Below are 26,608 nucleotides of genomic sequence, written 5' to 3'. Positions count from 1 at the left end.
GTCACAGCCTTTATTTCCTTATCAGGTTGCGGCCGGCGTCTATTCTTAAAAATATGAAGAGGAGGAAGGTGAATCCCCATAGCGACGAGCCCCCGTAGCTGAAGAACGGCAGCGGGATGCCGATGACCGGGGTCAGTCCGAGCACCATGCCTACATTTATGAACACGTGGAAGAGGAATATGGAAAGCACTGAATATCCGTATACTCTTCCAAAACGGTAAGGCTGGCGTTCCGCGAGATGTATAAGCCTGAGTATCAGTGCGAGGAAAAGCAGCAGGACTCCGGCCGAACCTATGAACCCTTCTTCTTCTCCTACAGTACAGAATATGAAGTCTGTATCCTGTTCCGGAACGAATTTCAGTTTTGTCTGTGTGCCGTTGAGGAACCCTTTTCCCTCGATTCCTCCGGACCCTATGGCAATCATGCTCTGATGCACGTTATAGCCGCCTCTTGCCAGGTCGTCGTCAAGCCCGAGAAGAACGTTTATGCGGGTGCGCTGGTGTATTTCCAATACATTGTTAAGCACATGGTCGGCAGAATAGAAGAATGCCATGGAGCCAAGGGCGAACAAGACAATCAGATAATAGTTTCGGATCCGCGAGCCAAGTCCTTCCCATAGAAGCCAGCCGATGAGTATGGCACTTGTAACAAGCTGTATCCATACAATGTCGAATGGTATGACATAGATGGAGAATAAGAGAAAGATGGCCGTGGCTGTCATGCAGCAGAAAAACATCTTCCATGCCAGGGCTTTATTCCGGCAGTATATCAGTACCATTGCTATTGAGAACAGTTGTATAAGAAGCAGCACCGTAAATTTCCCTGCTGATGTCGGAGTGTCCAGAAGCGGTATTTGTTCAAAGCGTATGCCTATCACAAAGTAGATGACAGCCGCCACACCTGTAAACAATACGCTTCCTGTCATTCCTTCGCGGTAGAAAACGAGAAAGAACGCGAGATATACAAGTGCCGAGCCGGTTTCTTTTTGTAGTATGATGAATACCATCGGTGTGAATACGATGGCCATCGTTATGGCAAAATCCTTCAGCTTGTGAATACTGTATCCAAATGTGCTCATGAATTTTGCCAGAGCCAGTGCCGTGGCGAACTTGGCGAATTCGGCCGGTTGCAGGCGCAGCGAGCCTAACACCAGCCATGAGCGTGAGCCTTTTATCTCATGGGGATTGAAAATCGTTGCAAACAGCAGCAGCAGCAGCGTGCCGTATATAATGTATGAGAATGTGTCGTAAAACCTGTCGTCAAGCATGACGAGCACAAATCCTATGCATACAGATGTGCCAATCCATACGAGCTGCATGCCGGAACGTGTGCTGAGGCTGAAGATGTCCGTGTCTCCATAAGTGTAGCTTGCGCCGCATACACTTATCCACCCGAATGTGAGAAGGGCAATATAGATACATATCGTCCACCAGTCTATCGATCGTATTACGCTTGGTCTTTTATCTGTCTCCCTTGCCATAGAATATTGTTCTGTCGTGGAAATCCTCCGCTTTCTTCCTTGAATTGTCGTCTAACTTGCCGTTTATATACTGTTCCATCATGAGCGCGCCTATAGGCACTCCATATTCGGCTCCGAACCCTCCGTTCTCTACATATACGGCAATGGCTATTTTCGGATTTTCCATGGGCGCGAATCCCATGAACACCGAGTGGTCCTGGCCGCGGTTCTCCGCTGTTCCTGTCTTTCCGCATACGGCATAGTCGGCTCTGTTTGCCGCACGGCACGTTCCTTTAAGTACTGCCCCGCGCATTCCTTCGACAACCTGCCTGTATGTCCATTCCGGTGCTTTTGTGTAATGTCTTGTGGTGTATGCGGTATCCAGGGGCATACCTTGTATTTTCCTCACCACGTGAGGGGTGTAGTAATATCCCCTGTTGGCAATAGTCGCCCCGAGATTTGCTATTTGAAGTGGGGTCAGGTTAACCTCTCCCTGGCCGATGGATATACTTATTATTGTAAGTCCGTTCCATGAGCCCTTGTATGCCTTGTCGTAAAATTCGGCATTGGGTATAAGGCCGCGTTTCTCGCCCGGGAGGTCTATGCCGAGTTTATATCCGAATCCCATGCTCACCATATAGTCTCTCCAAGTGTTCATCGCTTCTTGCGGACTGTGGTATTTCCTGCGGTTGCCGATCATGTAGTACAGTCCCCAGCAGAAGTATCCGTTGCATGATGTGGTAAGCGCGCTTGTCAGTGCGAGTGGCGATCCGTGTCCGTGGCATCCGACGTGAAGGCCGCGGTGGTAGAAGCCATGATTGCATGAGAATGGTGTGGACGGTGTTATTATTCCCTCGCTGAGATAGGTAAGCGCCTGTGTCGTCTTGAATGTAGAGCCTGGAGGGTATTGTCCCATTATACTCCGGTTGAGCAGCGGTTTCCACGGGTTGAGGTTGAGCATCCTGTGGTTCTTGCCGCGTTGCCTGCCGGTCATTATCCGCGGGTCGTAGGTAGGTGATGACACCATACAGAGCACTTCTCCGGTAGCCGGCTCGATGGCCACTATACTTCCAATCTTGCCATTCATGAGATATTCCCCCAGGGCCTGAAGCTTAAGGTCAATGCTGAGCGTGAGATTCTTCCCGGGCACAGGACGCCTGTCGAAAGCCCCGTTCTGATATCTGTCCTTGATTCTTCCACGTGCGTCACGTAGCAGGATCTGCACGCCTTTCTCTCCGCGCAGAACCTTTTCATATTTGCGTTCTACTCCCAGTTTGCCGATAAAGTCTCCCGGCTGGTAGTAGTCGTCTTCCTCAATGTCGGCGGGCGACACTTCCGCCATATCGCCGAGGATATGTGCGGCATAGGGGTATTGGTATTGCCTTATGCTGCGTTTTTGTATATAGAATCCTGGAAACTTGAACATCTTTTCCTGGAAGATGCTGAAATCCTTGTCTGAAAGCTGACTCATGAACAGTTGCTGGGTGAACCTGGAGTATCCGGGTGCGGCTTTTATCGCGTCCATTCTCTTTATGAAGAACTCCTTGGATATGTTCAGCGCATTACAGAATTCTGTCGTGTCCAGATGCCCTTTCTCTTCATTCATGACCACCATTATGTCGTAGGCCGGCTGATTGTATACCATCAGTTTTCCGTTGCGGTCGCTGATGATGCCTCTTGACGGGAATTCTATCTTCTTGAAAAAAGCGTTTGAGTCGGCGTTTCTCTTATAGTCGTCACTCATGATCTGAAGTGTGAAGAGCCGCACGATGTATATGGCCACAATGGCAACGGCCACTCCGGCAATTACATATTTGCGGTTTTCAAGTCCAAAGTCTTTCACTTCTTTCTCAGGCTTTCTAAGGTGAGTATGAGCGTTGTGGTAATGACAGTGCTGCCGAGGATACATTCAAGCCAGTGCTGCCAGTTGAAGAAGCATAGTGTTTCCAGGGTGAAATATATTATGGTGTATACAAGTACCATGATAATGGTGTAGAAAGTGTATTTCATGGCACCGATTGTATTCATTGCCGGTATTACGCTTGTCTGTTCGTTCCTTTCGTCTCTCTGTATGAAAAGTGTGAGCAGATACGGCTGTATCGCTCCGATGACAGTCAGTGATGCCGCCGCAACGCCCGGGGTATTGGTAAATGTGTCTGTGGTTATGCCAAGCGTAAAGCTCCACAGTAAGATGCCCCATTTGGGATAGTTGTACGGCATTGTAAGGATGAAAAAGACATAGAGCAACGGTGTGGCGCAGTTGAACAGATGGATATTGTTGAGCACCAGCACTTGTGTGAGGCACAGTATACAGAACAGTGTCAGTTTTTTCATGAATTCCGTTATCATATCCGCGTTTGCTATTTTGTTATTGCCGCTCCCGAATTCTGCCGTATCGAATCACGTGCGGCCTCAAGCAGCTTTGCCCTTTCTGCGATGGTCCTGTCGTTGATTACACATACGTCGCGCAGGTTGCCGAAGTCGGTCGTGAGATGTACCTTCAGTTTATACGACAGGCCGTCGCTTGAATTATATACCTCCACTATTTTGCCCACGAGAACACCGGCGGGGAAAATAGACGAGTATCCGCTTGTCTCCACCCAGTCGCCGCGTTTGAAATGGGCGTGTCGCGGCACATCCTCCACGTATGCAATGTCGCTTGCCCCACCGTTCCATTTGAGATATCCGAAATATCCTCTTTTTCTGATAGAGCAGCTTATTCGGGAATGTGTGTTGAGTACGGGCATCACTATCGAATAGTGTTCGGATACGAGATATACGATTCCTACTATTCCGTTTCCGCACGCCACTCCCATGTCCGTTTCCACTCCGTCGGCACGTCCTTTGTCTATTGTAATTAGGTTGTCCGGCCTGTCGATGGTATTGCTTATGACTTTGGCGGGAACAAGGCTGTATTGTTCGAGTATTCTCAGGCCTGCACGTTCAGCCGCCGTAGTGTCTTCCGTAAGTTCTCCGTAGAGGCGTGAAAGCTGGTTGAGCTGGCGTTCAAGGTGGAAGTTGCGGAGGGTTAATTCTTTGTTTACATGCGTCAGTGACAAGTAGGATTCAATGGCGGAACTCCATTCGTATATCTTGCCCGTTACGGCATTGGCGGATGTAAACCACACGCTACTCTGATAGTTGTTGTACTGGAACAACAAAACCACACTGACTACTTCCAGGAAAATGAAAAGTAGCCAGTGGTATTGTTTTGTAATAAATTCAATTAAGTTGTGCATGGTTCTTTACGCCTTTTCCCCTTATCTCATCAGGAAAGAGAAACGGTTGACGTTCTTGAGGGCGATACCTGCGCCTTTTGCCACGCTGTGCAGCGGATCCTCGGCAATATGGAACGTTATGTTTATCTTGTCTTTCAGCCTCTTGTCAAGACCGCGGAGCAATGCTCCTCCTCCGCTCAGATAGATACCGTTCTTCACGATGTCTGCATAAAGCTCCGGAGGCGTCTGTTCCAGGGCAGACAATACGGCGTTCTCAATCTTTGCTATTGTCTTGTCAAGACAGTGCGCTATTTCCTGATAGCATACAGGCACCTCCATGGGAAGGGCGGTGATGCGGTTCGGGCCATGTACGACATAGTCTTCCGGTGCCTCGTCGCCAAGGTCGGTGAGTGCGGATCCCACATGTATTTTTATTCGCTCCGCCATTCGTTCGCTCACTTTCACATTGTGTTGCCTGCTCATGTATTCCTGGATGTCGGCTGTGAGGTCGTCGCCGGCTGTGCGTATGGAGTTGTTGCTGACAATGCCTCCGAGAGAAATCACGGCAATCTCGGTGGAGCCTCCGCCTATGTCGACAATCATGTTGCCCTCGGGAGCCTCTACGTCAATGCCGATTCCTATGGCTGCGGCCATAGGTTCAAATATCAGATATACGTCACGTCCGTCGGCATGCTCGGCCGAATCGCGTACGGCGCGAAGCTCCACCTCTGTTGAGCCTGACGGAACACCGATGACCATTCTGAGAGACGGTGAGAACATACGGTTGCCCGTATGCACCATTTTTATAAGTCCGCGCATCATCTGCTCGCAGGCTGAGAAGTCTGCTATCACACCGTCGCGCAGGGGGCGTATGGTCCGTATGTTGTCATGTGTCTTCTCATACATCATTTTTGCCTTTTCGCCTACGGCAATCATTTTGTCGGTACGGCGGTCTAAGGCAACTACGGAAGGCTCGTCGACTACAATTTTATCATCACTGATAATGATGGTGTTGGCTGTGCCAAGATCCATCGCAATCTCTTGAACGAATGAAAAAAATCCCATTTTGAAATTGTTGGTTTACGGGTTGCGGGGATGTGCTGATTATTTTGTGAACCAGTTGTGGATGGCCGTGTCGTAATGGCTGCTCACACCGAAGGCACGTCCGGCAAGCATCTTACGGTCTTCTATATCCGTGTTTGCTCCTTTCTTTTCGAGGATGTCGAGGAGGACACCGTATTCGGCCTTGCTCGGCACGATGACAACATCATTGAAATTCTTTGCACCGGCACGGATAAGTGATATTCCGCCTATGTCTATCTTTTCGATGATGTCTGCATCCGAAGCTCCGCTTGCCACTGTGTCCTCGAAGGGATAGAGGTCTACTATGACAAGGTCAATGGCAGGTATTTCGTACTGTTTCATCTGTTCCTGGTCGCCCTCGTTGTCGCGGCGTCCGAGAATGCCTCCGAATATTTTCGGGTGAAGGGTCTTCACTCTTCCACCGAGTATGGAAGGATATGTTGTCACGTCCTCCACTTTCCGGCACTTGTAGCCGAGCGACTCGATAAAGCTCTGCGTACCTCCTGTGGATAGGAATTCAACACCCTCTTCGTTTAACTTTTTCAACAATTCGTCCAAGCCATCTTTGTGATAAACTGAGATTAATGCGGTTTTAATTTGCTTTGTTCCTGCCATGTGTCTATAACATTATATATATGAAAAATCTGTTTGGGTTGCAAAGATACTAAAAACAGGCGACAGCGCAACATATTTATAAGAAAAATGTTATGCGGCCGGCTTTTTACTTGATTTACCCCAAAATGCGCGTTTGCGGAAGGGGATGCGGATGAAATGACAACGGTCTGTTCTCAAATTGAAAACAGACCGTTGGTCAATCGCAAACAGGCTGGTGCAAAACCTTCCGACTTAAGTCGGAAAGGTGTCTGACTTAAGTCGGAAGCTTTTCCGGCTGTAGTCGGAAGGTCTGCGAACAGGCACTTTCAAGTCTGTGATTGTACGTTTTGAATTAAAAACGTACGCTATTCTTTTTTTGAACGCCGGTGGTATATAAACGTGCATCCGATTTTTTGTGTGCTTAAAAAAGCGTCAGGCGCGGATGTGAGGCTCTCAAGCAATTTGATGGCGGCATGTTTTGTCAGTCCGAACTTCCTTATCAAGTCTTGCCGGGTTATCACTCCGTGTTCATCAAGGTGGCTGTCTATCAGCTGTATTATTTCCTCCCTTTTATACGTCTTTGAGTGTCCCACTCTACCTCGTCCGGTCATGTTCTCGAATCCGTATTCGTTGTCGTTCAGCATGTTGAGGAAACTCTTGTCTGGTATGAATCCTATTGTTTCTATGCCGATGTCGTGTCCGGTGATGTCGGCCGGATTAGTGAAATGCGGTTTTTGTTCGTTTCCTGTTTCGTCGTGCTGCTTTTTGAATCCCACTTTCAGGTAAAATGTGCCGAATCCGTTGATATGCAGCCGTTTGTTGTCGGTAAGAAATTCGATGATTTCCTCTTTTAATACGTCGAGAGTCATTTCCATCACCTCCGGGCGCAACAGGCCGTGCTGCTTGAGATGTTCCTTGAGGTCGGTGCTGTTTGCTGTGTAATAACTCTCGTGACGCACCTGATAGGTGGTCTGGCCTTCCGTGTCTTTCAACGGATTGCGGTGTACGCTGAATTTGATTTTACGTGCCATGATTTTTAAAGGTTTTGAATTTTGAATTAAAAGCACTGCAAATTTAATGCTTTTTGCGGTTAAACGGTAAAACGGCAGGTGTGTTTTGTGGTTAGTCGTGAATAAATGTTGCGAAATGCCTGCTGCTGCCTTCCTGTTGTGTGGTCTGGGCTACGGCCCGGACGTGGGCATGATGATTTTGGGCAATGTGATTCCTGTTCGTGTTCCATGAGTCCCTTTCACTTGTATATCAAATTAAAACATGATAAATCTTGGATTTCTCACATTTAACAGTTATCTTTGCACAAAAACAAAGGACTATGGCAAACTACATACGATTCGATTGGGCAATGAAACGGCTTTTGCGCAACAAGGCCAACTTCGGGGTGCTCGAAGGACTGCTGACAACATTGCTCAAAGAAAAAATCACAATATGCAAGCTGCTTGAAAGTGAAAGCAATCAGGAGGATGAGTATGACAAGTACAACCGGGTGGACATGCTTGCGGAGAACGAAAAGGGAGACCTGTTTCTTATAGAAATACAGAACAACAACGAATACGCATATTTCCAGAGAATGTTGTTCGGGACATCCAAGCTGGTGACCGAATACATAAACCGGGGAGAGGGCTATCAGAAGATAAGGAAGATATACAGTATAAACATCGTATATTTCTCGCTCGGCGCAGGAACCGACACGGTATACCGGGGAAGGACGGAGTTCCGGGGAATACACAACGGAGAGATTCTGAACCTTTCGCCGTTCCAGAAACAGACCTTCAAGGTTGACACCGTAAGCCAGCTGTATCCGGAATATTACATCCTCAAAGTGAACGACTTCAATACCGTGGCAAAGACACCACTGGAGCAATGGATTTACTATCTGAACACAGGAGAGGTTACTTCAGACGCAACTGCACCGGGACTTGACAAAGTGCGCGAGCATCTGAAACTGGAACGCATGACAAAGGATGAACTGTCTGCATACTACCGGCATCTTGACAATATCGTAATCCTCCGGGACAATATCTTTACGGAAAGAGCTGAAGGAAGAGCAGAAGGTAGGGCTGAAGGAAGAGCAGAAGGTAGGGCTGAAGGGATTGCCGAGGGGATTACCAAGGGAAAAGCTGAAGGAAGAACCGAAGGGGCCTTCAATAAAAGTATTGAAATTGCCCGTGGCATGAAAAACGACGGACTGCCTGTTGAAATCATAGCCAAGTATACAGGACTGCCTGTTGCAGACATAGAAAAATTATAAAATTTGGCAAAACACAGATAATATCAGCTGCCCCATAATGTCGCTCTTCCCCAAAATGAATGAAGTGGCGGTAATGTCTTTTCCTTAAAAACAAAAAAGGAATCCTCGAAAATCAGGATTCCTTTTTTGTAGCGGGAGGGGGTCACGATCCCTCGACCTCCGGATTATGAATCCGACGCTCTAACCAGCTGAGCTATCCCGCCATCGTTGTTTTGCGGGTGCAAAGGTAATGTAAATATTTGGATTTGCAAAAAAAAAACCGACTTTTTTCATGTTTTTCTTAAAATAATCGTATTTTTGTACACGAAACGATAATACTGTTGATTTAAAGCAAATATTCCTTAATGACAAGCATGCAAAAAAAGAGAATCAGAAAAGAATATCAGTTGTCCGCAAAATCCCCGTCAATGGTCTGGGGACTGATAGGTGAAGCCTCAGGACTGCAGAAATGGATAGCGGATTATGTGGATGTGGATAATGAAAACTCGTTTGTTTTCACATGGGGCGAGGAATGGACGGAACATCATAGTATAACCTTTTGCGTTCTGGATAAAAAGAAGAACGAATATATAAGGTTCCGGGCTGATGATGAGGAATGTCCGGAAGCCTATATGGAGATGCGTATAGAGAAAAGTGAGCTTACAGGCAGCCTGACTCTTGTTGTCACCGACTATGCCGAGCCTGACGAGACAGAGGCTCTTGAGGATATTTGGGATAACAATATAGAGCGTCTCCATCGTATAAGCGGTATTTAGCCTTTGTCTGTTCCGGAGGCTTGACGGGCCGGCAATTCACACCTGTCGCTTCCTGCGGAATCATTGTCCGGCGTGCAAATTTTAATAAAAAAACGAAAAAAGATATGTTCTCTCGCTTATTTGTGGTAATTTTGCATGTTGGATGCACTTAAATGTGAGCTTAGAATATTATAATGTTCCGCATAAAGAAATTAGATATCTTCATAATAAAGCACTTTGCCCTGTTGTTTGCGGGGGCGTTTTTTATCTGTCTGTTTGTGCTGATGATGCAGGCCGTATGGCGATTTGTTGATGAGCTGATAGGCAAGGGACTGACAATGGACGTGCTCGCACAGTTTTTCTGGTATATGGGCTTATGGCTTGTGCCTCAGGCTTTTCCTCTTGCTATCCTGCTTTCGTCGCTTATCACTTTCGGTAACTTGGGTGAGAGTTCCGAGCTCACGGCAATCAAGGCCGCAGGAATATCTCTCATGCAGGCTTTCCGTCCTTTGATAGTGATAGTCGCGCTTATCACCTGCTGCTCGTTTTATTTTCAGAACGTCATCGGTCCGGAGGCGAACAAGTCTTTTTATCAATTGCTGCTTTCCATGAAACAGAAGAGTCCGGAACTGGAAATTCCGGAAGGGGTGTTCTATGACGGCATTCCAAACTGTAACCTGTATGTTCAGAAGAAGGATATGAGCACAGGCATGCTCTATGGCATAATGATATACCGTCTTAACGGAGGATATGATGATGCTACGATAATCCTTGCTGATTCAGGCATGCTTCAGTCTACGGCCGAGAAAAAGCATTTAATGCTGACATTGCATAGCGGAGAGTGGTTCGAGAACATGAATTCCCAGGATATTGCAGGGAGTGCAAATATACCATATAGGAGGGAGACGTTTGTTTCAAAGACAATATTGCTGGATTTTGACGGTGATTTCAATATGGCTGAAGCGTCGGGAATATCATCGGATGCGCGTTCAAAAAGCCTTGGACAGATAGTCAACGACCTTGATTCCATACGTGAGTTTAACGACAGTGTGGGGCATGCGTTCTATGAACAGTCGAAAAACGGGATGATGTATGCGTACTCTCGTCTGTCGCATAATGACACCATAAATGCGATAAAGAGAGGCTCAGGGGGTAGTGTGAGCACCGATACCTTGTTCGCGCGTCTTCAATCAGAGGAAAAGGCGGATGTGATGCGTGTTATGGTGAATGACGTGAATATGGCGAAGTCGAATTTGGAGATGAAAGGGGCTTATACAAATGAGCTTAACCGTACGGAGCGCAAACACAGGATAGAGGCGTACACAAAGATAACGGTCTCCCTTACATGCCTGCTGTTCTTCTTTATAGGCGCCCCATTGGGCGCGATCATACGTAAGGGAGGTCTCGGTGTGCCTATGATATTGTCTGTGCTGGTGTTTATAATTCATTTTATCTTCGACAATGCCGGAATGAAAATGGCGAGGGACGGGACATGGACCGTTTTCTTCGGAAAGACCATATCGCTGTTTGTGCTTACACCGCTTGCCGTATTTATCACATATAAAGCGAACAAGGACTCTGTCGTTTTCAATATGGATCTGTATAAGAGCCTGATGGCGAAGATATTGGGTTTGCGCCAAAGCAGAAACATATACCGGAAGGAAGTGGTGATTACCGAACCGGACTATGTCTCTGATTCAGGCAAGCTCAGCAGAATCACGGAGGAGATAATGGCGTATTCACGCGAGAACAGCCTGCTTAAGGCTCCAAATCCTTTCAACGTGTTTTTCGGGACAGGGGAAGACCATCTTATAGAAGAAATAGACAGTGAGATGGAGCAGATAATAGAAGACCTGTCAAATTCACGTGACCATGTGATAATAAACGAACTGAATAATTATCCTATTATTGCCACTCATGCCCATACGCGGCCTTTCGGCCGGAGATGGATGAATGTTGCGGCATTCATAATCTTTCCGTTAGGCATATTCTTTTATTTGAGGATGTGGCGTTTCAGGTTGCGCCTGTTGCGTGACTTGAAGGTGATAAGGACTACAAACGACAATATATTGAGAAGAATAAATGAGAGAATATCCTCATAGATATATAATAAGGTATAATATTTTATGTTATGGAAAATTTTAAATTAAATACCATTGAAGAGGCTCTTGCGGATTTCAGAGAAGGAAAGTTTGTCATCGTTGTGGATGATGAAGACCGTGAGAATGAGGGTGACCTTATTATCGCCGCTGAAAAGATAACGGCGGAAAAGGTTAATTTCATGCTGAAATACGCCAGAGGCGTGCTTTGCGCTCCCATAACTATAAGCCGCAGTGAGGAACTGGATCTTCCGAGGCAGGTAGAGGATAATACATCCGTGCTCGGCACCCCGTTCACTGTTACTATAGATAAGCTTGAAGGGTGTTCCACGGGAGTGTCCGCGCATGACCGTGCCGAAACAATAAAGGCGCTTGCCGATCCTGCAAGTACTCCGAAAACTTTTGGGCGTCCCGGACACATAAATCCTTTATATGCCCAGGACAACGGTGTGCTGCGCCGTTCCGGACATACGGAGGCTGCCGTGGACCTGTGCAAACTCGCCGGACTCTATCCTGCAGGCGCGCTTATGGAGATAATGAATGATGACGGTACAATGGCAAGACTTCCGCATCTGGTGGAATTCGGACGGACCCATGGCCTGAAGATAATATCCATTGCAGACCTCATAGCATATAGGCTTGAGAGGGAAACTTTGATAGAGGTAGGCAATGAAGTGGACATGCCTACTGCCTACGGTCATTTCAGGCTCGTTCCTTTCCGGCAGAAAAGCAACGGCCTTGAGCATATTGCGTTGATAAAGGGAGAATGGAACGCGGAAGACCCCGTGCTTGTAAGAGTGCATTCCTCATGTGCCACCGGCGACATCCTTGGCAGCAAGCGCTGCGACTGTGGTGAACAGCTCCATAAAGCGATGGAGATGATAGACAAGGAGGGCCGGGGGGTCGTTATATATATGCAGCAGGAGGGCCGGGGCATTGGTCTTATGAACAAGATTGCGGCATACAAACTGCAGGAAGAGGGACTTGACACCGTTGAGGCGAACATTCATCTTGGTTTCAAGCCGGATGAGCGTGACTATGGATGTGGCGCGCAGATGCTGAGGTTTCTCGGTGTGCATAAGATGAGGCTGTTGACAAATAATCCCACAAAGAGGGTAGGGCTGGAAGCCTATGGCTTGGAAATAGTCGAGAATGTACCTATTGAGATATGCCCGAACGAATATGACTATAAATATCTGAAGACGAAGAAAGACCGTATGGGGCATACGCTTCACCTTGACTGATGTCTTGGTCTAAATGAAAACTTTCCCTTTTGTGGCTAAATGATTAAAAAGATATAATTATTGTTGCAAAAAAGAATAAATTAAGTAATTTTGCAGTTACTATAAAAAACAAACGAAAATATGGCACAATTATCTGATCGCCTGCAAAGGCTTTCGCCGTCGGCCACGTTGGCGATGTCTCAGAAAAGCTCTGAGATGAAGGCTCAGGGTATTGACGTTATAAACATGAGCGTCGGAGAACCGGATTTTAATACTCCGGACCGTATCAAGGAGGCTGCGAAAAAGGCTGTGGACGATAATTACTCACGTTATTCGCCGGTTCCGGGATATGCAGACTTGCGTAAGGCTGTTGTCAGCAAGTTGAAGCGTGAGAATAATCTTGACTATACGATAAATGAGGTCTTGGTGTCCAATGGTGCCAAACAAAGTGTATGCAACACGGTGTTGGCTCTGGTCAACCCGGGTGATGAGGTTGTTATCCCCGCGCCTTATTGGGTTTCCTATCCTCAGATGGTGAAACTTGCCGGAGGTGTCCCGGTTATTGTTGAAGCCGGATTCGGACAGAATTTCAAAATGACGGCCGAGCAGCTTGAAGAGGCAATCACTCCAAGAACCCGTCTTTTGATACTGTGCTCTCCGAGCAATCCCACCGGAAGCGTGTATTCAAAGGAGGAATTGAAGGCTTTGGCGGAGGTGATAAAAAAACACGACGGCCTGTTTGTGCTTGCCGATGAGATATACGAGCATATAAACTATATAGGGAAGCACGAGAGTATCGCTCAGTTTGAAGGAATGAAGGAGCGTACGATAATAGTGAACGGTGTGTCAAAGGCATACGCCATGACAGGATGGCGCATAGGATATATCGCCGCACCGGAGTGGATTGTAAAAGGATGCAATAAGCTTCAGGGACAGTATTCCAGCGGCCCTTGTTCCGTAAGCCAGAAAGCTGCGGAATATGCCTATAACGACAGTCAGGAATGTGTAGAGGAGATGCGCAAGGCGTTTGAGCGCAGGCGTGACCTGATTGTAAGGCTGGCGGGGGAAATACCGGGGCTCGAGGTCAATGTTCCGGAAGGCGCTTTCTATCTTTTCCCGAGATGCAGCAGTTTCTACGGGAAGTCCGACGGCAATGTGACAATAGGAAACTCTTCCGATTTTGCCATGTATCTTCTTGAAAAGGCACACGTCGCCACCGTTGGAGGCGGTGCGTTCGGTGATGACGACTGTTTCAGGATGAGCTATGCTACGAGTGATGACAATATAATAGAGGCGATGAGGCGCATAAAAGAAGCCTTGTCGGTTTTAAAATGATTGAAGTAACCCCTGCTGTCAGGCAAATTAAACGATGTTAAAAGCTCTTAATGTTAATTGAGGTAAGTATGATTTTTGTATCTTTGCAGAAAGATGCAGACTTTCCGTGTTATCTTTTTTCACAATCTGAGCTTAAGGTTAAATCGTGGAATCTATAAATTTAAATTCAAACATAACTAAAAAATTAAAAACATTAAATTATGGCAACTACAAAGAAAGCTGCTGCCCCGGCTAAAAAAGAGGGCTTCGGAGGTATTAAGAACGCATTTTGGATTCTTGTAATATGCTGCGCTGCTGCATATTCTTTCTATTTCTTCATTCTTGGTAATCCAGAAAACTTCGTTGGTGGTGACAGAGCAGGTCATCCGGCTAACCTTATGGGTACCGTATATAAGGGTGGTGTCGTTGTAGGTATCATTCTTACATTGCTGCTTTCTGTTATCTGCCTCGGTGTAGAGCGTTTCTTCGCTCTCCGCAGCGCATTCGGTACAATGAGCCTGTCTAAGTTCACAACAGAAATCAAGGCTCTTATCAAGGCCGGCAGATTTGATGAGGCAAAGGCTCTCTGCAACAAGATGAGAGGTTCTGTAGCAAATGTTGTTATGGCTTCAATCACAACTTATCAGGAAGTTGAGAACAACAACACAATGAAAAAGGCTCAGAAGATTTCAAAGATACAGCAGGCACACGAGGAGGCAACACAGCTTGAGATGCCGACACTGCAGATGAACCTGCCTATCGTTGCAACAATCGTTACACTTGGTACTCTTACCGCTCTGTTCGGTACAGTGTTGGGTATGATCAACTCTTTCCAGGCTTTGTCAAGCGGTGGCGGTGCTGACTCTATGGCTTTGTCTGCAGGTATTTCAGAGGCCTTGGTTAATACTGCTTCAGGTATTTTGACTTCTTGGTTCGCTGTTGTTATCTATAACTTCTTTACAAATAAGATTGACAAGTTGACATACGCTCTTGACGAGGTTGGTTACACTATTGCAACAACTTACGACGTTAATCACACAGAGGAAGTTTAATTGTTTTACCTTTTAATTTCATAAATAATGGGTAAAATAAAAATTCAAAAGAAGGACGTCTGGATTGACATGACACCTATGTCTGACGTTATGACGCTGCTTCTGTGCTTCTTTATGTTGACATCAACATTCTTGCAGCCGGAACCGGTTACCGTCAATACGCCAAGCTCTGTGTCTGAGATAAAGGTGCCTGAGAATAATGTTCTCAACATCCTTGTTAGTCCTAAAGGCCAGATATTTATCGGCACAGACAACAAGAATGACATGAATGCGATGCTTCAGACTGTTACCGACAAGTTCGGTATCACTCTTAATTCAACACAGATCAAGCACTTCAGGGAAGATGCAATGATCGGAGCACCGTTGAATGTATTGGGCAGCTATCTGAGTCTCGACCCGGAGAAAATGACAGAGCAAATCCAGACACTCGGTATACCTACCGATAGTATCGATGGAGGTATGAGTGAATTCCAGGAGTGGGTAAAGGCTGCCCGTGAGGCAAATCCGGACCTAAAGGTCGCTATCAAGTGTGACGCCACAACTCCTTATAAAGTTGTTAAAAGGATGATGTCGGAGCTTCAGGATATGAACGAAAACCGCTATCAGCTTATTACAAACCTAAAAACTGCGGAGGAATAATACATGGCAAAAAAGAAAGCAAGTAAGCAGAATAAAAAGAACACCCGCGTAGACTTTACGCCGATGGTGGACATGATGATGCTTTTGATTACATTCTTCATGCTCTGTACTACACTGAGTAAGCCTCAGGCAATGCAGTTGGTCATGCCAAGCAACGATCAGAATATGACGGAAGAAGATAAGAGTGTGACGAAGGCATCGCATACTATAACCATCTTCCTTGGAGGAAACGACAAGATATACCATATCGACGGGCTTCCTAACTATGAAGATCCGAGCTGTATAAAGGAGACTACATGGGGTAAAGACGGTATTCGCAAGGTTCTGATTAACCATACAACAGAGGAGGGTATCAATCCGGTAGCCAAAATCATGGTGGCCAAGCAGAAGCTTGATGAGAAGAAAGTGTCTACAAATATGTCTGACGAGGCTTATCAGAAAGAATTGTCAGAACTTAAAAACGGAAAGATTGACGGTGAGAAGATACCTACTCTTACTATCATTATCAAACCGCTTGACACTGCCTCTTATAAGAATATGGTAGATGCTCTTGACGAGATGCAGATTTGCAGTATTGGTAAGTATGTCATTGACAAGGTTAGTCCTAATGATGAGAAACTTCTTCAGCAGAGAGGTATAAAGTAGTCATTGATAAACATTAAAAAAGAAAAGCTATGTCAAAAATAGATTTGATTGATAACAGCTGGGTGGATCTTGTCTTTGAAGGACGTAATAAGGAATATGGAGCATACAAGCTTCGTAAAGAGACTTCAGCCAGAAACGTAAAGGCACTTGGCGTCGTTTTCCTTGCTGCAGTAATCATAGCTGTTCTCGTAGCCGTTAAAGGTATTGTAGAGAACAGTATGAGATCAAAGGTTGCCGTAACAACTGATGTGGAGCTTTCAAAACTTGCGGAAAAGAAGAAAGAGGCAAAGGTTGAAAGAAAGGAACAGATTGTTAAGGTTGAGGAGCAGAAGGTCATTGAGAAGGTAAAGAGTTCTGTTAAATTCGTTGCACCGGTAATCAAAAAAGATGAGGATGTTGCTCCGGAGGATGAACTGAAATCTCAGGATGACCTGTCTAAGCTTAACACAGCGATCGGTACTTTTGATGTCAAGGGTAATGATGAGGCGGCAGGAGAGATTCTGAAAGCTAAGGAAGTGATTGCAGAAGAAGTTCCGCCGGTAGAGGAGGAGAAGGTGTTCGATGTTGTTGAGCAGATGCCTTCGTTCCCTGGTGGTGACGTCGCTTTGATGCAATATCTTCAGAAGAATATCAAGTATCCTGTTGTTGCAGAAGAGAATGGAGTACAGGGACGTGTTATTGTGACATTCGTTGTTGAGCGTGACGGTTCTATCACCGATGTTAAGGTAGCGAAATCAGTAGACCCCTCTCTTGATAAGGAGGCTATGCGTGTGGTAAAGAGTATGCCGAACTGGCTTCCCGGTAAGCAGAACGGTTCTCCCGTGCGTGTGAAGTTTACTGTTCCTGTAACATTCAGACTGCAGTAATAAGACTAATGTTTTATATGAAGAAAAGAATATTCAGCATAACAGTTGGATTAACGATAGTTTTGGGTTTGTTGCTGTCTTGCAGCGACAAACCCAAAAACGGTAGAACTGACACTTATTCTTCCGGTACGATAAAATTTACGGCAGACGAGAGTTTCAGTCCTATTATAGACGAGTGTGTAGAGGTTTTTGAGAGTATATATCCGCAAGCCAAGCTTAATGCTGAATATACTAACGAGCTTGATGCCGTAAACATGCTCATGAAAGAGAAGGTATGGCTTGCCATAACTTCACGCAGATTTACAGATGCGGAGTTGCAGAACCTGAAAGAACGTAAGTTCATGCCGGTGGCCATCCCTATAGCATACGACGGGTTGGCAATCATTGTAAACAACTCCAACCCTGACTCTTGTATTACGGTAAAGGATTTTGCCAGAATCCTTAGCGGTAAGGCAAAGAAATGGAAGGATGTGTATCCCAACTCGTCAATGGGAGATATTGATGTCGTTTTTGACAATGCAAAGTCAAGTACCGTGCACTATTGTGTTGACTCTATTTTAGGAGGTGTCCCGATAAACAGTCCTAATATAGAGGCAGTGAAGAAGAGTGCGGAAGTGGTTGATTATGTGTCGAAACACAAGAATTCAATCGGAATAATAGGTTCAAACTGGTTGAATGACAAACGTGACACCACTAATGTCACTTTTAATAAGGAAATAAAAGTAATGGCGGTGAGCAAGATGGATTCGGCTGTTGCCTCAAACAGCTGGAAGCCTTACCAGTATTATCTATATAATAGAAACTACCCGTTGGTGCGTACAATCTATGCGCTTCTTAACGACCCTCTGCACAGGCTCCCATGGGGATTTACGGGTTTTATCACATCTCCTCAGGGACAGATGATAATCTTCAAGTCAGCTTTGTTGCCTGTGAGGGGTAATCTTACCGTAAGGGAAGTAAATGTCAGCAGCGAATAGTGGTTTCGGAAGCTTAATTTGTTTTAAGAAATACGTTTTTGTGGTAAAAGAATAGAAACGGAGTAACTTTATCAGGTTATTTCTGTCGAATATAGTGTAAGACAATTTTAAATAAATATTTTAGGATATGAAAGCAATTAAATATTTTATGTTAGGAGCACTGGCCATGGGTGTTAGCACAACTGTAATGGCTCAGGATGATAAGGCTGTTGTAGAGTCAATAGCCAAGGTGATTAAGGAAAAACCGGCGGATCTTGCTGATCAGGTGAAGGCTGTTTATAAGAAAAACAAAAAGAACTCAGATGTTCTTGTTGGTATCGGACGTGCCTATTATGAGGCGAAGGATACGGCTAACGCCCTTATTTATGCCGATTATGCTATAAAGGCGAACAGTTCATGCAGTGAGGCTTATATGCTGAAAGGTGATATTGCTGCTTTGGGAAATGATGGAGGTGCCGCAGCGCTTATGTATCAGAATGCCATCCACTTTGATCCTAAAAACGCGTCTGCCTATTACAAGTATGCCAATGTATACCGTAAGATAAGTCCTACAGAAGCTGTTGAGCAGTTGGAGAATCTTCGGTCACATCGCCCGGATATAGCTGTGGATGCGTGGAAAGGCCGTATTTACTACTCTTCCAACGAGTTTGGCAAGGCTATAGACTGTTATTCCAAGGCAGATAGAAATCTCTTGGAAGAACGTGATATTACAGAATATGCCATGTCATTGTTCTTCACAGGAAAGAATCAGGAGAGTTTGGAGATTGCAAAGTTTGGTCTTACAAAGAATCCGCGTGATGCGGCGTTCAATCGTCTTGCATTCTTTAACAGCACAGACTTGAAAGATTATGATTCTGCCTTTATGTATGCAGACGCGTTGTTTAATAAGTCGGACAGTGCAAAACTCTCATATTTTGATTATACATATTACGGTAATGCTTACAGTGGTGCAAAGCAACCGGACAAGGCTATCGAGATGTATAAGAAGGCATTGACAATGGATATAGACAATAAGGAAAAACGTGCGGGTGTCATAAAGCAACTTGCAGAGGCTTATAGCAGTGTGGATGACTATGATAATGCCATTGCTTCATATAAGCAGTATTTCGAGACTGTGGAGAATCCGTCGGTAAATGATTATCCGTCACTTGCCCAGATATATGTTCAGGCAGCAAGCAAGCAAACCGGTGAGCAGATGATTGCAAATCTTGTGGAGGCTGAGAAAGTGTATGACAACATGGTGGCGAAGTTTGCGGATTCAGAAGAATATGCAATATTCCAGAAAGCACGTATTAATTCATACAAGGATCCTGAGACAAGCGAAGGTCTTGCCAAGCCTTTCTATGAGAAGTTGGCCGGGATGATTGAAGCGCGTGCGGAGAAGACCGCTGCCGACAAGGCAAGGCTCATTGAGTCATACCGCTATCTTGGTTATTATTATCTTGTAAAGAATGACAAGGCAACGTCCGTAAGCTATTGGACAAAACTTCTTGAAGTAGACCCTGAAAATGAGCAGGCAAAGCAGGCTATGCAGGCTCTTTCGAAGTAATAAGTATATAAACTAAACACAGTGTCATAAAGATTGTTGTTCTTTATGACACTGTTGTTTTATGTGAAAAGGAGTATGCTCGTCCGAAGTTTGCACAGGGGCATACAAATGTATCTTATCCGCGCTCTCTTGTTTCGGGATCCCTGCTCATTTCATCGGTTGCATCCTTTACTTCTTTTTCTGTAGGATTTGTTCCTTCAATAATTACTTGCTGGATCGGTAGTCCAGGATTCATGCCTGACGGCATTGTCTTCATTTCTTTTTCTGAATAGTTCATAAGTTATCCCTTTCTTTGTTAGTTAGACATTTTGTATCACAATCGGAATAATCCGCTTTAATGATACTGTAAATTTAGTATAGACCCTGTTTAATGAAATCCTTTTCAAATACAGAGTATATTTATATTCGGCAAATATATGGAAAAATCGGTAAATATATCATTTCTGATAGTTTCTTATAAGGCTTTTTCTGCTTTTTTTGCATTGATAACCTGTATTATGGATAGGAGTAAGTGCAAAATTATGAAGAGTGTTTTATATGGTCCTCTTGTGTTGTCTTTATTCCGATATTGTCGTGGTTGGTGGCAATGAGTATTGTCTTTTTCCAGTCGTGTATCCCATATCCGTATGAAAAGGAAACGGGAGACAAGGCACCTGTGATTCTTGCTTGTCTCCCATTCGATGTTATTTCAGTATAGGAAATTAAGGTTGTTTCTTGAAAAACGTCATAGACATCCGAAAGTGACCACTCTTTCATTCTCAGGAATGAATGTCTTGTTCAGCATGTCCTCTGCGGGTGAGCCGAAAGGCATCTGGGCTATAAGTTCCCATGCTCCGCTGATATTCCACTCTTTGCGTACGGCACTGTCTATAATCGGATTATAGTGTTGCAGGGATGCTCCGAATCCCATATCCTCCAGCATGGTCCATACTGCAAGTTGGTGCATGCCGGAAGTTTGTTGTGCCCAATTGGGAAATCGGTTGCTGTACAGAGGGTTTTCATGTTGTAGTCTGGCCACGGTCGTACGGTCTTCATAAAAAAGAACCGTACCGTATCCCGAACGGAAGCCGTTGTCGATTTTTCTTTCCGTACCTTTTATGGCTTCCGGAGACACAATCTTTCTCAGTTCTGTCTTCACGATGTCCCATAGCCGGCGATGATGATCCCCGAGCAACAGAACCATACGTGTGGATTGCGAGTTGAATGCAGATGGCACATGCCTGATGACCGTCCGCAGCATTTCCACTATCTTATTGTCGCTCACCGGCGACTTGTCCCACAGTCTGTAATAGCTTCTGCGGTTTTCCAATGCTTCTTGAAAGTTTCTCTTCATAATCATACGTCTTTATGGGTGTTAAACGCCACAAATATAATCAATCCTCATTGGATTCCAAGCACCATCATGCTGTTCTATAAGAATGTTTATAAGGTTTTATGAATTGTAATAAAACAAATGTGAATGGCTGATAAAATCGGCCGACCATATACTTGTTTCATATCGTGATGTCGAATCCGGCATTGCGCATAGCTGTCAGCACGTCATCGGTTTTATAGTCGCCTTCTATGGTGGCCTTGCGTCTCATCTCTTTTGAAATGAGCATGAAAGAGGTGACGTTGGTGGCGGTGCCGGGCGACAGACAGAACAGGATGTATAGATATATGCCGTGACAGAAAGTTTAGAAAACCTTTATTTCGGCAAACCTCTTATGGATGAGCAGATAAGGCGGTCTCAGGGATTTGTCGTCATTGTATTCACGTTGTATATGGATGAGGCACAGATCTGGGTCATTGTATTTCCGTATTTTTGTTCCATAATGCAAAGAAAGTAATTTTTACGGATATTCACAATTTTATTCCTCCACTGAATTGTCGGGTGAGCCAACTCACTCCCCTGGGGTCGCAAGGACGATTAAGATGACCGCCGCTTCGCCTACCGCTGCATGATGCAGGTCATCGAATGATGAAACCTCCTCAGCAAAAACGCGGTATAAGTGGCAGACACTAAAAAATACTTATATTTCTGTATCTCATCATACTTTTTCAGCTGTCATTATTGCCGATTGAAGAATTTTCATTAATTTTGCGCTTAGACAACAAGTTTTATTGATATGGAAACAGATGTAAACCGTCTAAAAGTAGTTTTAGCAGAGAAAAAGAAGACAAATAAATGGCTATGTGAACAATTAAATGTCAATCCGTCCACCGTCTCAAAATGGTGTACAAATAGTTCGCAACCAGATTTACCCACTCTCGTTAGAATTGCAACGGTTTTAGAAGTTGACATTAATGAGTTGGTCAATAAGAAGTTTGTTGAGTCTATATAAGTATTGATTATGCAATTTAAGCTCGAAAATCCGCAACATCAGATATCAGCCATACAGAGTGTGGTTGAGGTTTTTCGTGGTATGGAGCGCAATACCTATGACAATGCTCATATCGAGGACATTCATACAAATGTCTGTTCTCTGTCAAATCAACAGCTTCACGAAAATATTCAACGAGTAATACAAGATAATAGCATACCTGATTCCCAATTTTTTATATGCGATGAGAACGAAGCATGTATTGAGATGGAAACAGGTACAGGCAAGACACTGACTTACATACAAACTGCATACGAGCTATATAAGGAGTACGGCTTAAGCAAATTCATTATTATTGTTCCATCTGTTCCTATACGTCAAGGAGTTATAGATACAATTGACAATTTCAAAGAACAGCTTGTAGATAAGTACGATATAACTCCAAATGCTTTTGTCTATGATAGTTCAAAAATATCTGCATTGAATGATTTTATTACATCAGATCAATTGCAGATTATGGTTCTGACATTGGCTGCGTTCAATTCAGAAGATAAAATTCTGAATCAAGTAGAACGAGAGATTCTTTTTAATGAGCTTTCCTATCGGGATGCATTGGCACAGACCCATCCTATTGTCTTTATGGACGAGCCACAAGAGGGCATGGATACCGAAAACTCAAAACAATGGATAGCAAAGCTTAATCCGTTGTTTAAGTTTCGATATTCTGCGACTCACGCGGTTAAGAAGAATGTTCTTTATCAGCTCACCCCTGCTGAAAGTTATCGACTTGGGCTTGTGAAGAGGCTTGAGGTGCTTACCGTATCTGAAAGTAATGATGAGGCTACCATGAAATTGGAGATAAGAGATGTTCAACCGTCCGCTTCACAGGTCAAGGTAAAATTGAAATTTTGGAAACTCAATAAAACAAAAGGACGATTTGAATTCAAAGATTCCGGGTGGTTGAAAAAAGATGACAATCTCGCCGATAAATCCGGCAATGAATCATATCTGGATTTCACTATTAGCCGAATCTATAAGTCTATGTCAGACCGTAAATGGCATGTGGCATTTACTAATGGCACGGAAATTGTTGAAGGTGCATCTTCCGCTAATAAAGAACAAGTTTGGGCATTACAGCTTGAATGGCTGATTCGGAGGCACTTTGAGAATAAGAATAGGTTAAAGCCCAAAGGTATTAAGAATCTGTCTCTGATTTTTATTGATAGGGTCGCCAACTATATGAGCGTTGAACGGCCCATAATCAAACAAATTTTTGAGCAGAAGTATCGTGAGGTTTATCCGGAATACAACGAGGGTAAACAGCCAACAGACATAGAAATTCAATCAGTTCAAGGATTCTACTTTGCCAAAACAACACAAGGCGAATATACTGATAAGGAGGATGCTTGCAGAAGAAATAAAGAGATTTTTGATGAAATACTCCATAATAAGCAACACCTTCTTTCTTTTGACAGCCCTATAGAGTTTATCTTTTCCCACTCGGCTTTGGGTGTGGGCTGGGACAACCCGAATGTTTTTGGTATCGCCACCCTTAACGAAAGCTATTCGGAAAACAAGAAACGCCAGGAGATAGGACGTGGTTTGCGTATATGTGTCAATCAAAATGGAGAACGGATTTATGATGATGACGAGACTCCGGAAGATGAATTGCTTAATCAGCTTACCATTGTCCCAAACGAGACATACGAAACATTTGCCCGTTGTTATCAACAGGAATATGAGGAACAATATGGTAACGGAGTTCATATTCCTAAGCCGAAACGAACACATAAAGGTAAACGCTTAAATCGTGTGACGTTCAAGTTAAAAAAGGATGAAACAGTCATGGGCGTATTCCATCGTTTCTGGAATGTCGTTTCCAGAAAAACATCCTATCGTGTACACATGGACGAGGAAACTTTGATCAGAAAGAGTATAGAGTCATTAGACGAAATACGTATCAATGACTATACCCTCGATGTTCAAAGTATGAGAGTCACGGACATCAGTAATTTGGAGACTGCTGAATATTTTGGCTCTGAATCGTATGTGGGAAAAGCTAAGTATAATCCCCATGATCTTGTTGAAGAAATTAGCGAGAAGACAGGTCTGTGCTACACCTCTGTACTAAAGATTATTGAAGGAATCAGCAATAAAGACCAATATATCAAGAATCCTCCTGTGTTCATGGAACAGGCAGTCTTCAAGATTCGACAAGTTCAGCTCGATGAGCTTGTACGCTGTGTTGAATACAAGCCTACTGGAGAAACTTATGGCTTTGACTTTAGTGATTTTTCCAAAGATGGCTGCGATGATTGGGTCGCCACCCCAAATCATGGAGTATGGGATAAAACGCTTTATGACAGTCTCCATGAAAAGGATTTTGCAATAGAAGCAGACAAAATCACCAATACCGAAGTTTTATGCTTCCTTAAATTCCCCAGATGGTATAAGATCCTCACTCCTATCGGCAACTATGAGCCTGATTTTGGAATTGTTCTGCACAAGAGAGCCCTCAATAATCATGCAGAAGACAAGGAGTATTATTTCGTTGTGGAGATAAAAGGCACCAATGATATAAATGATACGAGAGCTTTAACCCCACATGAAATTGGCAGAATAAAATGTGCTGTCAAACATTTCAAATCTCTGGGCATCGAAGCCTTTTATAAAGCTCCCATAAAGGAATACGAAACCTTTAAAGCGCAAGCTAATCAAACAATCAACAATAATGGAAACATATAAAGACCATATAATACAATCCCCGGATATGAACGCTGAACGTCTTGAAACGCTTCGTAACCTTTTCCCTGATTGGTTCACCCAAGAGGGGCAACTTGATATCAACGAGATTAAGAAAGCCGTCAACCCGGAAGGTATTGAGGAAACTGAAAGATATGAGTTCCGTTGGTTCGGCAAATCAAAAGCGAAGCGAAATGCATTTATGCCGACTCGCGCCACTTTGCATTATGATGAATCGCGAAGCGTCAATCCTGAAAAGACGGAAAATGTTATAATTGAAGGTGAGAATCTTGAAGTTTTGAAAATTCTATTGGCGGGATATCGAAATAAGGTGAAGGTAATCTATATCGACCCTCCATATAATACAGGTGAAGATTTCCTATACAATGACAATTTTGCGGAAAATCGTCAAGCCTATTGGGAGCGAACAGAACAATCTGAGGATGGCATCACGCTTGACTCTAACTCAGATGCGAGCGGTCGTTTTCACAGTAATTGGTTGGATATGATGTATAGCCGTTTGCTTGTGGCAAGGAATCTTCTTCATTCAGATGGAGTGATTTTTATATCTATTGCGGAACACGAATTACACCATCTTAGGAAAGTGTGCGATGAAGTATTTGGAATAGAAAACTTCTTAGCTATACTATCTCGCCGCACCAAAGCTGGAGGAGGAAGTGCTTCCAAATTTTTCGCAATCGAAAATGATTTTGTGGTAGTGTATGCTAAAGATAAAAATTCTCTTCCAAACATGTTCATCCCATTTGACCAAGCATATCTAAAGAGATATGCTTATGAAGATGAAAAAGGGAAATATTTTTGGGATACAATGGAACGTTCCTGCACTGCAACGATTCCTTACCTAATTGAAGCTCCAGATGGGACAATGCTGGAAGGTAATTGGTTTCGGAGCGAAGAACGCTTTCTCCAAGATAAAGCAGATGGAGAAGTACGATTTGTTCATAAAGATGATGGGCAATGGTCTGTTCAGTTTAAGCAACGTATGGCTGAAGGCAAGAAACTGCGCACTCTCTTGAATGACAATGAATTTAAATCAAGTCAGAATGACATGGAAGAATTAGGTTTGGGCGGTATATTCCCTTTCCCAAAACCTGTATTCTTTCTCAAACATATTCTAAGAGCTGGGACATCGGCAAATTCAATCGTATTAGATTTCTTTGGAGGTTCTGGAACCACCGGGCAAGCTGTAACTGAACTCAACACCGAAGATAATGGGAACAGGAAATACATACTCGTGCAAGTTCCTGAGATAACTTCTGAAAACAGTAATGCCCGACGATCCGGATTCAAGAAAATTAGCGACATAACAATCGCTCGAAACAAAGCTGTTGCTAAAAAGGTGGAAGAATCCTTTGTTGGAAAAATTACTACGTTTGAAGATCAGCAGCAATTAGAACAACTCGGCTTTAAGGTCTTCACACTCTCCAGGTCATCATTTCCTCGCACGGACTTTGCCCCTGACCCGGATAAGTCAGAAAAAGAGAATCTTGAACTGTTCCGTGAATATATTCGTCAAAAAGAGCTACAAACAACAATGCCATTTATCAATGACGAACTCATCACCGAAATCCTCATTTCCAGAGGATTTATGCTCACATACAAGCTCGAACAGCAGCCGACATTCACGGATAATACCGTCTATCTCGCAACAGACAGCATAAAAACCGCCTATATCTGTGTTGATAGTGAATTGAAAGATTCAACAGTCGAATATTTCATGCAGCATACCGACACAAAGTTCATCTGCATTGAGCGCGCCCTTGACTCCACCAAGAAGTTCAACCTCAAAAACAAAATGCAAGACAAGTTCTTCGCATTCTAACA

At 44.2% G+C, this 26,608-nt stretch carries 23 protein-coding genes and 1 tRNA gene; 14 read left to right on the top strand and 10 right to left on the bottom strand.

The features are described from left to right. Nucleotides 1–10: 10 nt before the first annotated feature. The 7 genes from rodA to HPS56_RS06355 all read right to left on the bottom strand — a co-directional run bounded on the left by rodA (nucleotide 11) and on the right by HPS56_RS06355 (nucleotide 7,385). The gene (gene rodA, locus HPS56_RS06385) at nucleotides 11–1,480 is read right to left on the bottom strand and encodes a rod shape-determining protein RodA (RefSeq protein WP_172275321.1); all 1,470 of its coding nucleotides are present in this window, start codon (nucleotides 1,478–1,480) and stop codon (nucleotides 11–13) included. Beyond that, nucleotides 1,461–3,302, bottom strand: a complete 1,842-nt coding sequence (gene mrdA / locus HPS56_RS06380) for a penicillin-binding protein 2 (protein WP_172275320.1) — start codon at nucleotides 3,300–3,302, stop codon at nucleotides 1,461–1,463. Before mrdA ends, rodA begins: the two co-directional genes overlap by 20 nt. After that, a complete protein-coding gene (gene mreD / locus HPS56_RS06375) occupies nucleotides 3,299–3,793 on the bottom strand; it encodes a rod shape-determining protein MreD (RefSeq protein ID WP_253952403.1) in 495 nt (164 codons plus the stop codon). The genes mrdA and mreD overlap by 4 nt, the downstream gene beginning before the upstream one ends. Nucleotides 3,794–3,819: 26 nt before the next feature. After that, nucleotides 3,820–4,698 carry a rod shape-determining protein MreC gene (gene mreC, locus HPS56_RS06370; RefSeq protein WP_172275318.1) on the bottom strand — a complete coding sequence of 293 codons (879 nt, stop codon included), beginning with the start codon at nucleotides 4,696–4,698 and terminating at the stop codon, nucleotides 3,820–3,822. A gap of 21 nt (nucleotides 4,699–4,719) precedes the next feature. Next, nucleotides 4,720–5,742, bottom strand: a complete 1,023-nt coding sequence (locus tag HPS56_RS06365) for a rod shape-determining protein (protein WP_172275317.1) — start codon at nucleotides 5,740–5,742, stop codon at nucleotides 4,720–4,722. 39 nt (nucleotides 5,743–5,781) lie between these two features. Further along, entirely contained in the window at nucleotides 5,782–6,375 is a 594-nt protein-coding gene (locus HPS56_RS06360) for an IMP cyclohydrolase (protein ID WP_172275316.1), read from the bottom strand. A gap of 344 nt (nucleotides 6,376–6,719) precedes the next feature. After that, nucleotides 6,720–7,385, bottom strand: a complete 666-nt coding sequence (locus HPS56_RS06355; protein WP_172275315.1) for an HU family DNA-binding protein — start codon at nucleotides 7,383–7,385, stop codon at nucleotides 6,720–6,722. 299 nt (nucleotides 7,386–7,684) lie between these two features. Here HPS56_RS06355 and HPS56_RS06350 point away from each other — a divergent pair, with 299 nt between their 5' ends. Continuing rightward, the gene (locus HPS56_RS06350; protein WP_172275314.1) at nucleotides 7,685–8,620 is read left to right on the top strand and encodes an Rpn family recombination-promoting nuclease/putative transposase; all 936 of its coding nucleotides are present in this window, start codon (nucleotides 7,685–7,687) and stop codon (nucleotides 8,618–8,620) included. Nucleotides 8,621–8,749: 129 nt separating this feature from the next. Here HPS56_RS06350 and HPS56_RS06345 read toward each other — a convergent pair. After that, a tRNA-Met gene (locus tag HPS56_RS06345) sits at nucleotides 8,750–8,823 on the bottom strand. Between the two features lie 150 nt (nucleotides 8,824–8,973). Here HPS56_RS06345 and HPS56_RS06340 point away from each other — a divergent pair. The 10 genes from HPS56_RS06340 (at nucleotide 8,974) to HPS56_RS06295 (ending at nucleotide 19,718) form a co-directional block, all read left to right on the top strand. Next, nucleotides 8,974–9,375 carry an START-like domain-containing protein gene (locus tag HPS56_RS06340; RefSeq protein WP_172275313.1) on the top strand — a complete coding sequence of 134 codons (402 nt, stop codon included), beginning with the start codon at nucleotides 8,974–8,976 and terminating at the stop codon, nucleotides 9,373–9,375. A 173-nt stretch (nucleotides 9,376–9,548) separates the two neighbouring features. Then, a complete protein-coding gene (locus tag HPS56_RS06335) occupies nucleotides 9,549–11,456 on the top strand; it encodes an LptF/LptG family permease (RefSeq protein ID WP_172275312.1) in 1,908 nt (635 codons plus the stop codon). A gap of 29 nt (nucleotides 11,457–11,485) precedes the next feature. Further along, on the top strand, nucleotides 11,486–12,697 hold the full coding sequence (locus HPS56_RS06330) for a bifunctional 3,4-dihydroxy-2-butanone-4-phosphate synthase/GTP cyclohydrolase II (protein WP_172275311.1): 1,212 nt from the start codon (nucleotides 11,486–11,488) through the stop codon (nucleotides 12,695–12,697). Between the two features lie 120 nt (nucleotides 12,698–12,817). Further along, nucleotides 12,818–14,011 carry a pyridoxal phosphate-dependent aminotransferase gene (locus HPS56_RS06325; RefSeq protein WP_172275310.1) on the top strand — a complete coding sequence of 398 codons (1,194 nt, stop codon included), beginning with the start codon at nucleotides 12,818–12,820 and terminating at the stop codon, nucleotides 14,009–14,011. A 200-nt stretch (nucleotides 14,012–14,211) separates the two neighbouring features. Beyond that, nucleotides 14,212–15,042, top strand: coding sequence for a MotA/TolQ/ExbB proton channel family protein (locus HPS56_RS06320; RefSeq protein WP_172275309.1), 831 nt, complete (start codon nucleotides 14,212–14,214; stop codon nucleotides 15,040–15,042). Nucleotides 15,043–15,069: 27 nt separating this feature from the next. Beyond that, a complete protein-coding gene (locus HPS56_RS06315; RefSeq protein WP_172275308.1) occupies nucleotides 15,070–15,681 on the top strand; it encodes an ExbD/TolR family protein in 612 nt (203 codons plus the stop codon). Nucleotides 15,682–15,684: 3 nt separating this feature from the next. After that, entirely contained in the window at nucleotides 15,685–16,326 is a 642-nt protein-coding gene (locus HPS56_RS06310; RefSeq protein WP_172275307.1) for an ExbD/TolR family protein, read from the top strand. A 29-nt stretch (nucleotides 16,327–16,355) separates the two neighbouring features. Then, a complete protein-coding gene (locus HPS56_RS06305; RefSeq protein ID WP_172275306.1) occupies nucleotides 16,356–17,192 on the top strand; it encodes an energy transducer TonB in 837 nt (278 codons plus the stop codon). Nucleotides 17,193–17,209: 17 nt separating this feature from the next. Beyond that, nucleotides 17,210–18,169: a PstS family phosphate ABC transporter substrate-binding protein gene (locus HPS56_RS06300; protein ID WP_172275305.1), complete on the top strand. Its 960-nt coding sequence runs from the start codon at nucleotides 17,210–17,212 to the stop codon at nucleotides 18,167–18,169. 127 nt (nucleotides 18,170–18,296) lie between these two features. Next, nucleotides 18,297–19,718 carry a tetratricopeptide repeat protein gene (locus HPS56_RS06295; RefSeq protein WP_172275304.1) on the top strand — a complete coding sequence of 474 codons (1,422 nt, stop codon included), beginning with the start codon at nucleotides 18,297–18,299 and terminating at the stop codon, nucleotides 19,716–19,718. Between the two features lie 115 nt (nucleotides 19,719–19,833). Here HPS56_RS06295 and HPS56_RS06290 read toward each other — a convergent pair whose 3' ends face one another. Beyond that, nucleotides 19,834–19,995, bottom strand: coding sequence for a hypothetical protein (locus tag HPS56_RS06290; protein WP_172275303.1), 162 nt, complete (start codon nucleotides 19,993–19,995; stop codon nucleotides 19,834–19,836). Nucleotides 19,996–20,442: 447 nt separating this feature from the next. Further along, entirely contained in the window at nucleotides 20,443–21,051 is a 609-nt protein-coding gene (locus HPS56_RS06285) for a nitroreductase family protein (RefSeq protein ID WP_172275302.1), read from the bottom strand. Between the two features lie 775 nt (nucleotides 21,052–21,826). Between HPS56_RS06285 and HPS56_RS06280 the strand changes: the two genes are divergently transcribed. Genes HPS56_RS06280 through HPS56_RS06270 form a run of 3 tightly spaced genes read left to right on the top strand, consistent with a single transcriptional unit; the run spans nucleotide 21,827 to nucleotide 26,606 of the window. After that, complete coding sequence (locus tag HPS56_RS06280; RefSeq protein ID WP_172275301.1) at nucleotides 21,827–22,042, top strand: helix-turn-helix transcriptional regulator; 216 nt, start codon at nucleotides 21,827–21,829, stop codon at nucleotides 22,040–22,042. Nucleotides 22,043–22,051: 9 nt separating this feature from the next. After that, the gene (locus tag HPS56_RS06275; RefSeq protein WP_172275300.1) at nucleotides 22,052–24,766 is read left to right on the top strand and encodes a restriction endonuclease; all 2,715 of its coding nucleotides are present in this window, start codon (nucleotides 22,052–22,054) and stop codon (nucleotides 24,764–24,766) included. Beyond that, nucleotides 24,753–26,606, top strand: a complete 1,854-nt coding sequence (locus tag HPS56_RS06270) for a site-specific DNA-methyltransferase (protein ID WP_172275299.1) — start codon at nucleotides 24,753–24,755, stop codon at nucleotides 26,604–26,606. The genes HPS56_RS06275 and HPS56_RS06270 overlap by 14 nt, the downstream gene beginning before the upstream one ends. The last annotated feature ends 2 nt before the right edge of the window (nucleotides 26,607–26,608 follow it).

It is taken from the genome of Xylanibacter muris, assembly GCF_013166605.1.
GTDB lineage: Bacteria > Bacteroidota > Bacteroidia > Bacteroidales > Bacteroidaceae > Prevotella > Prevotella muris.
Note: the sequence above shows the minus strand (reverse complement) of the source record. Positions and strands in the feature narration are given on the sequence as shown.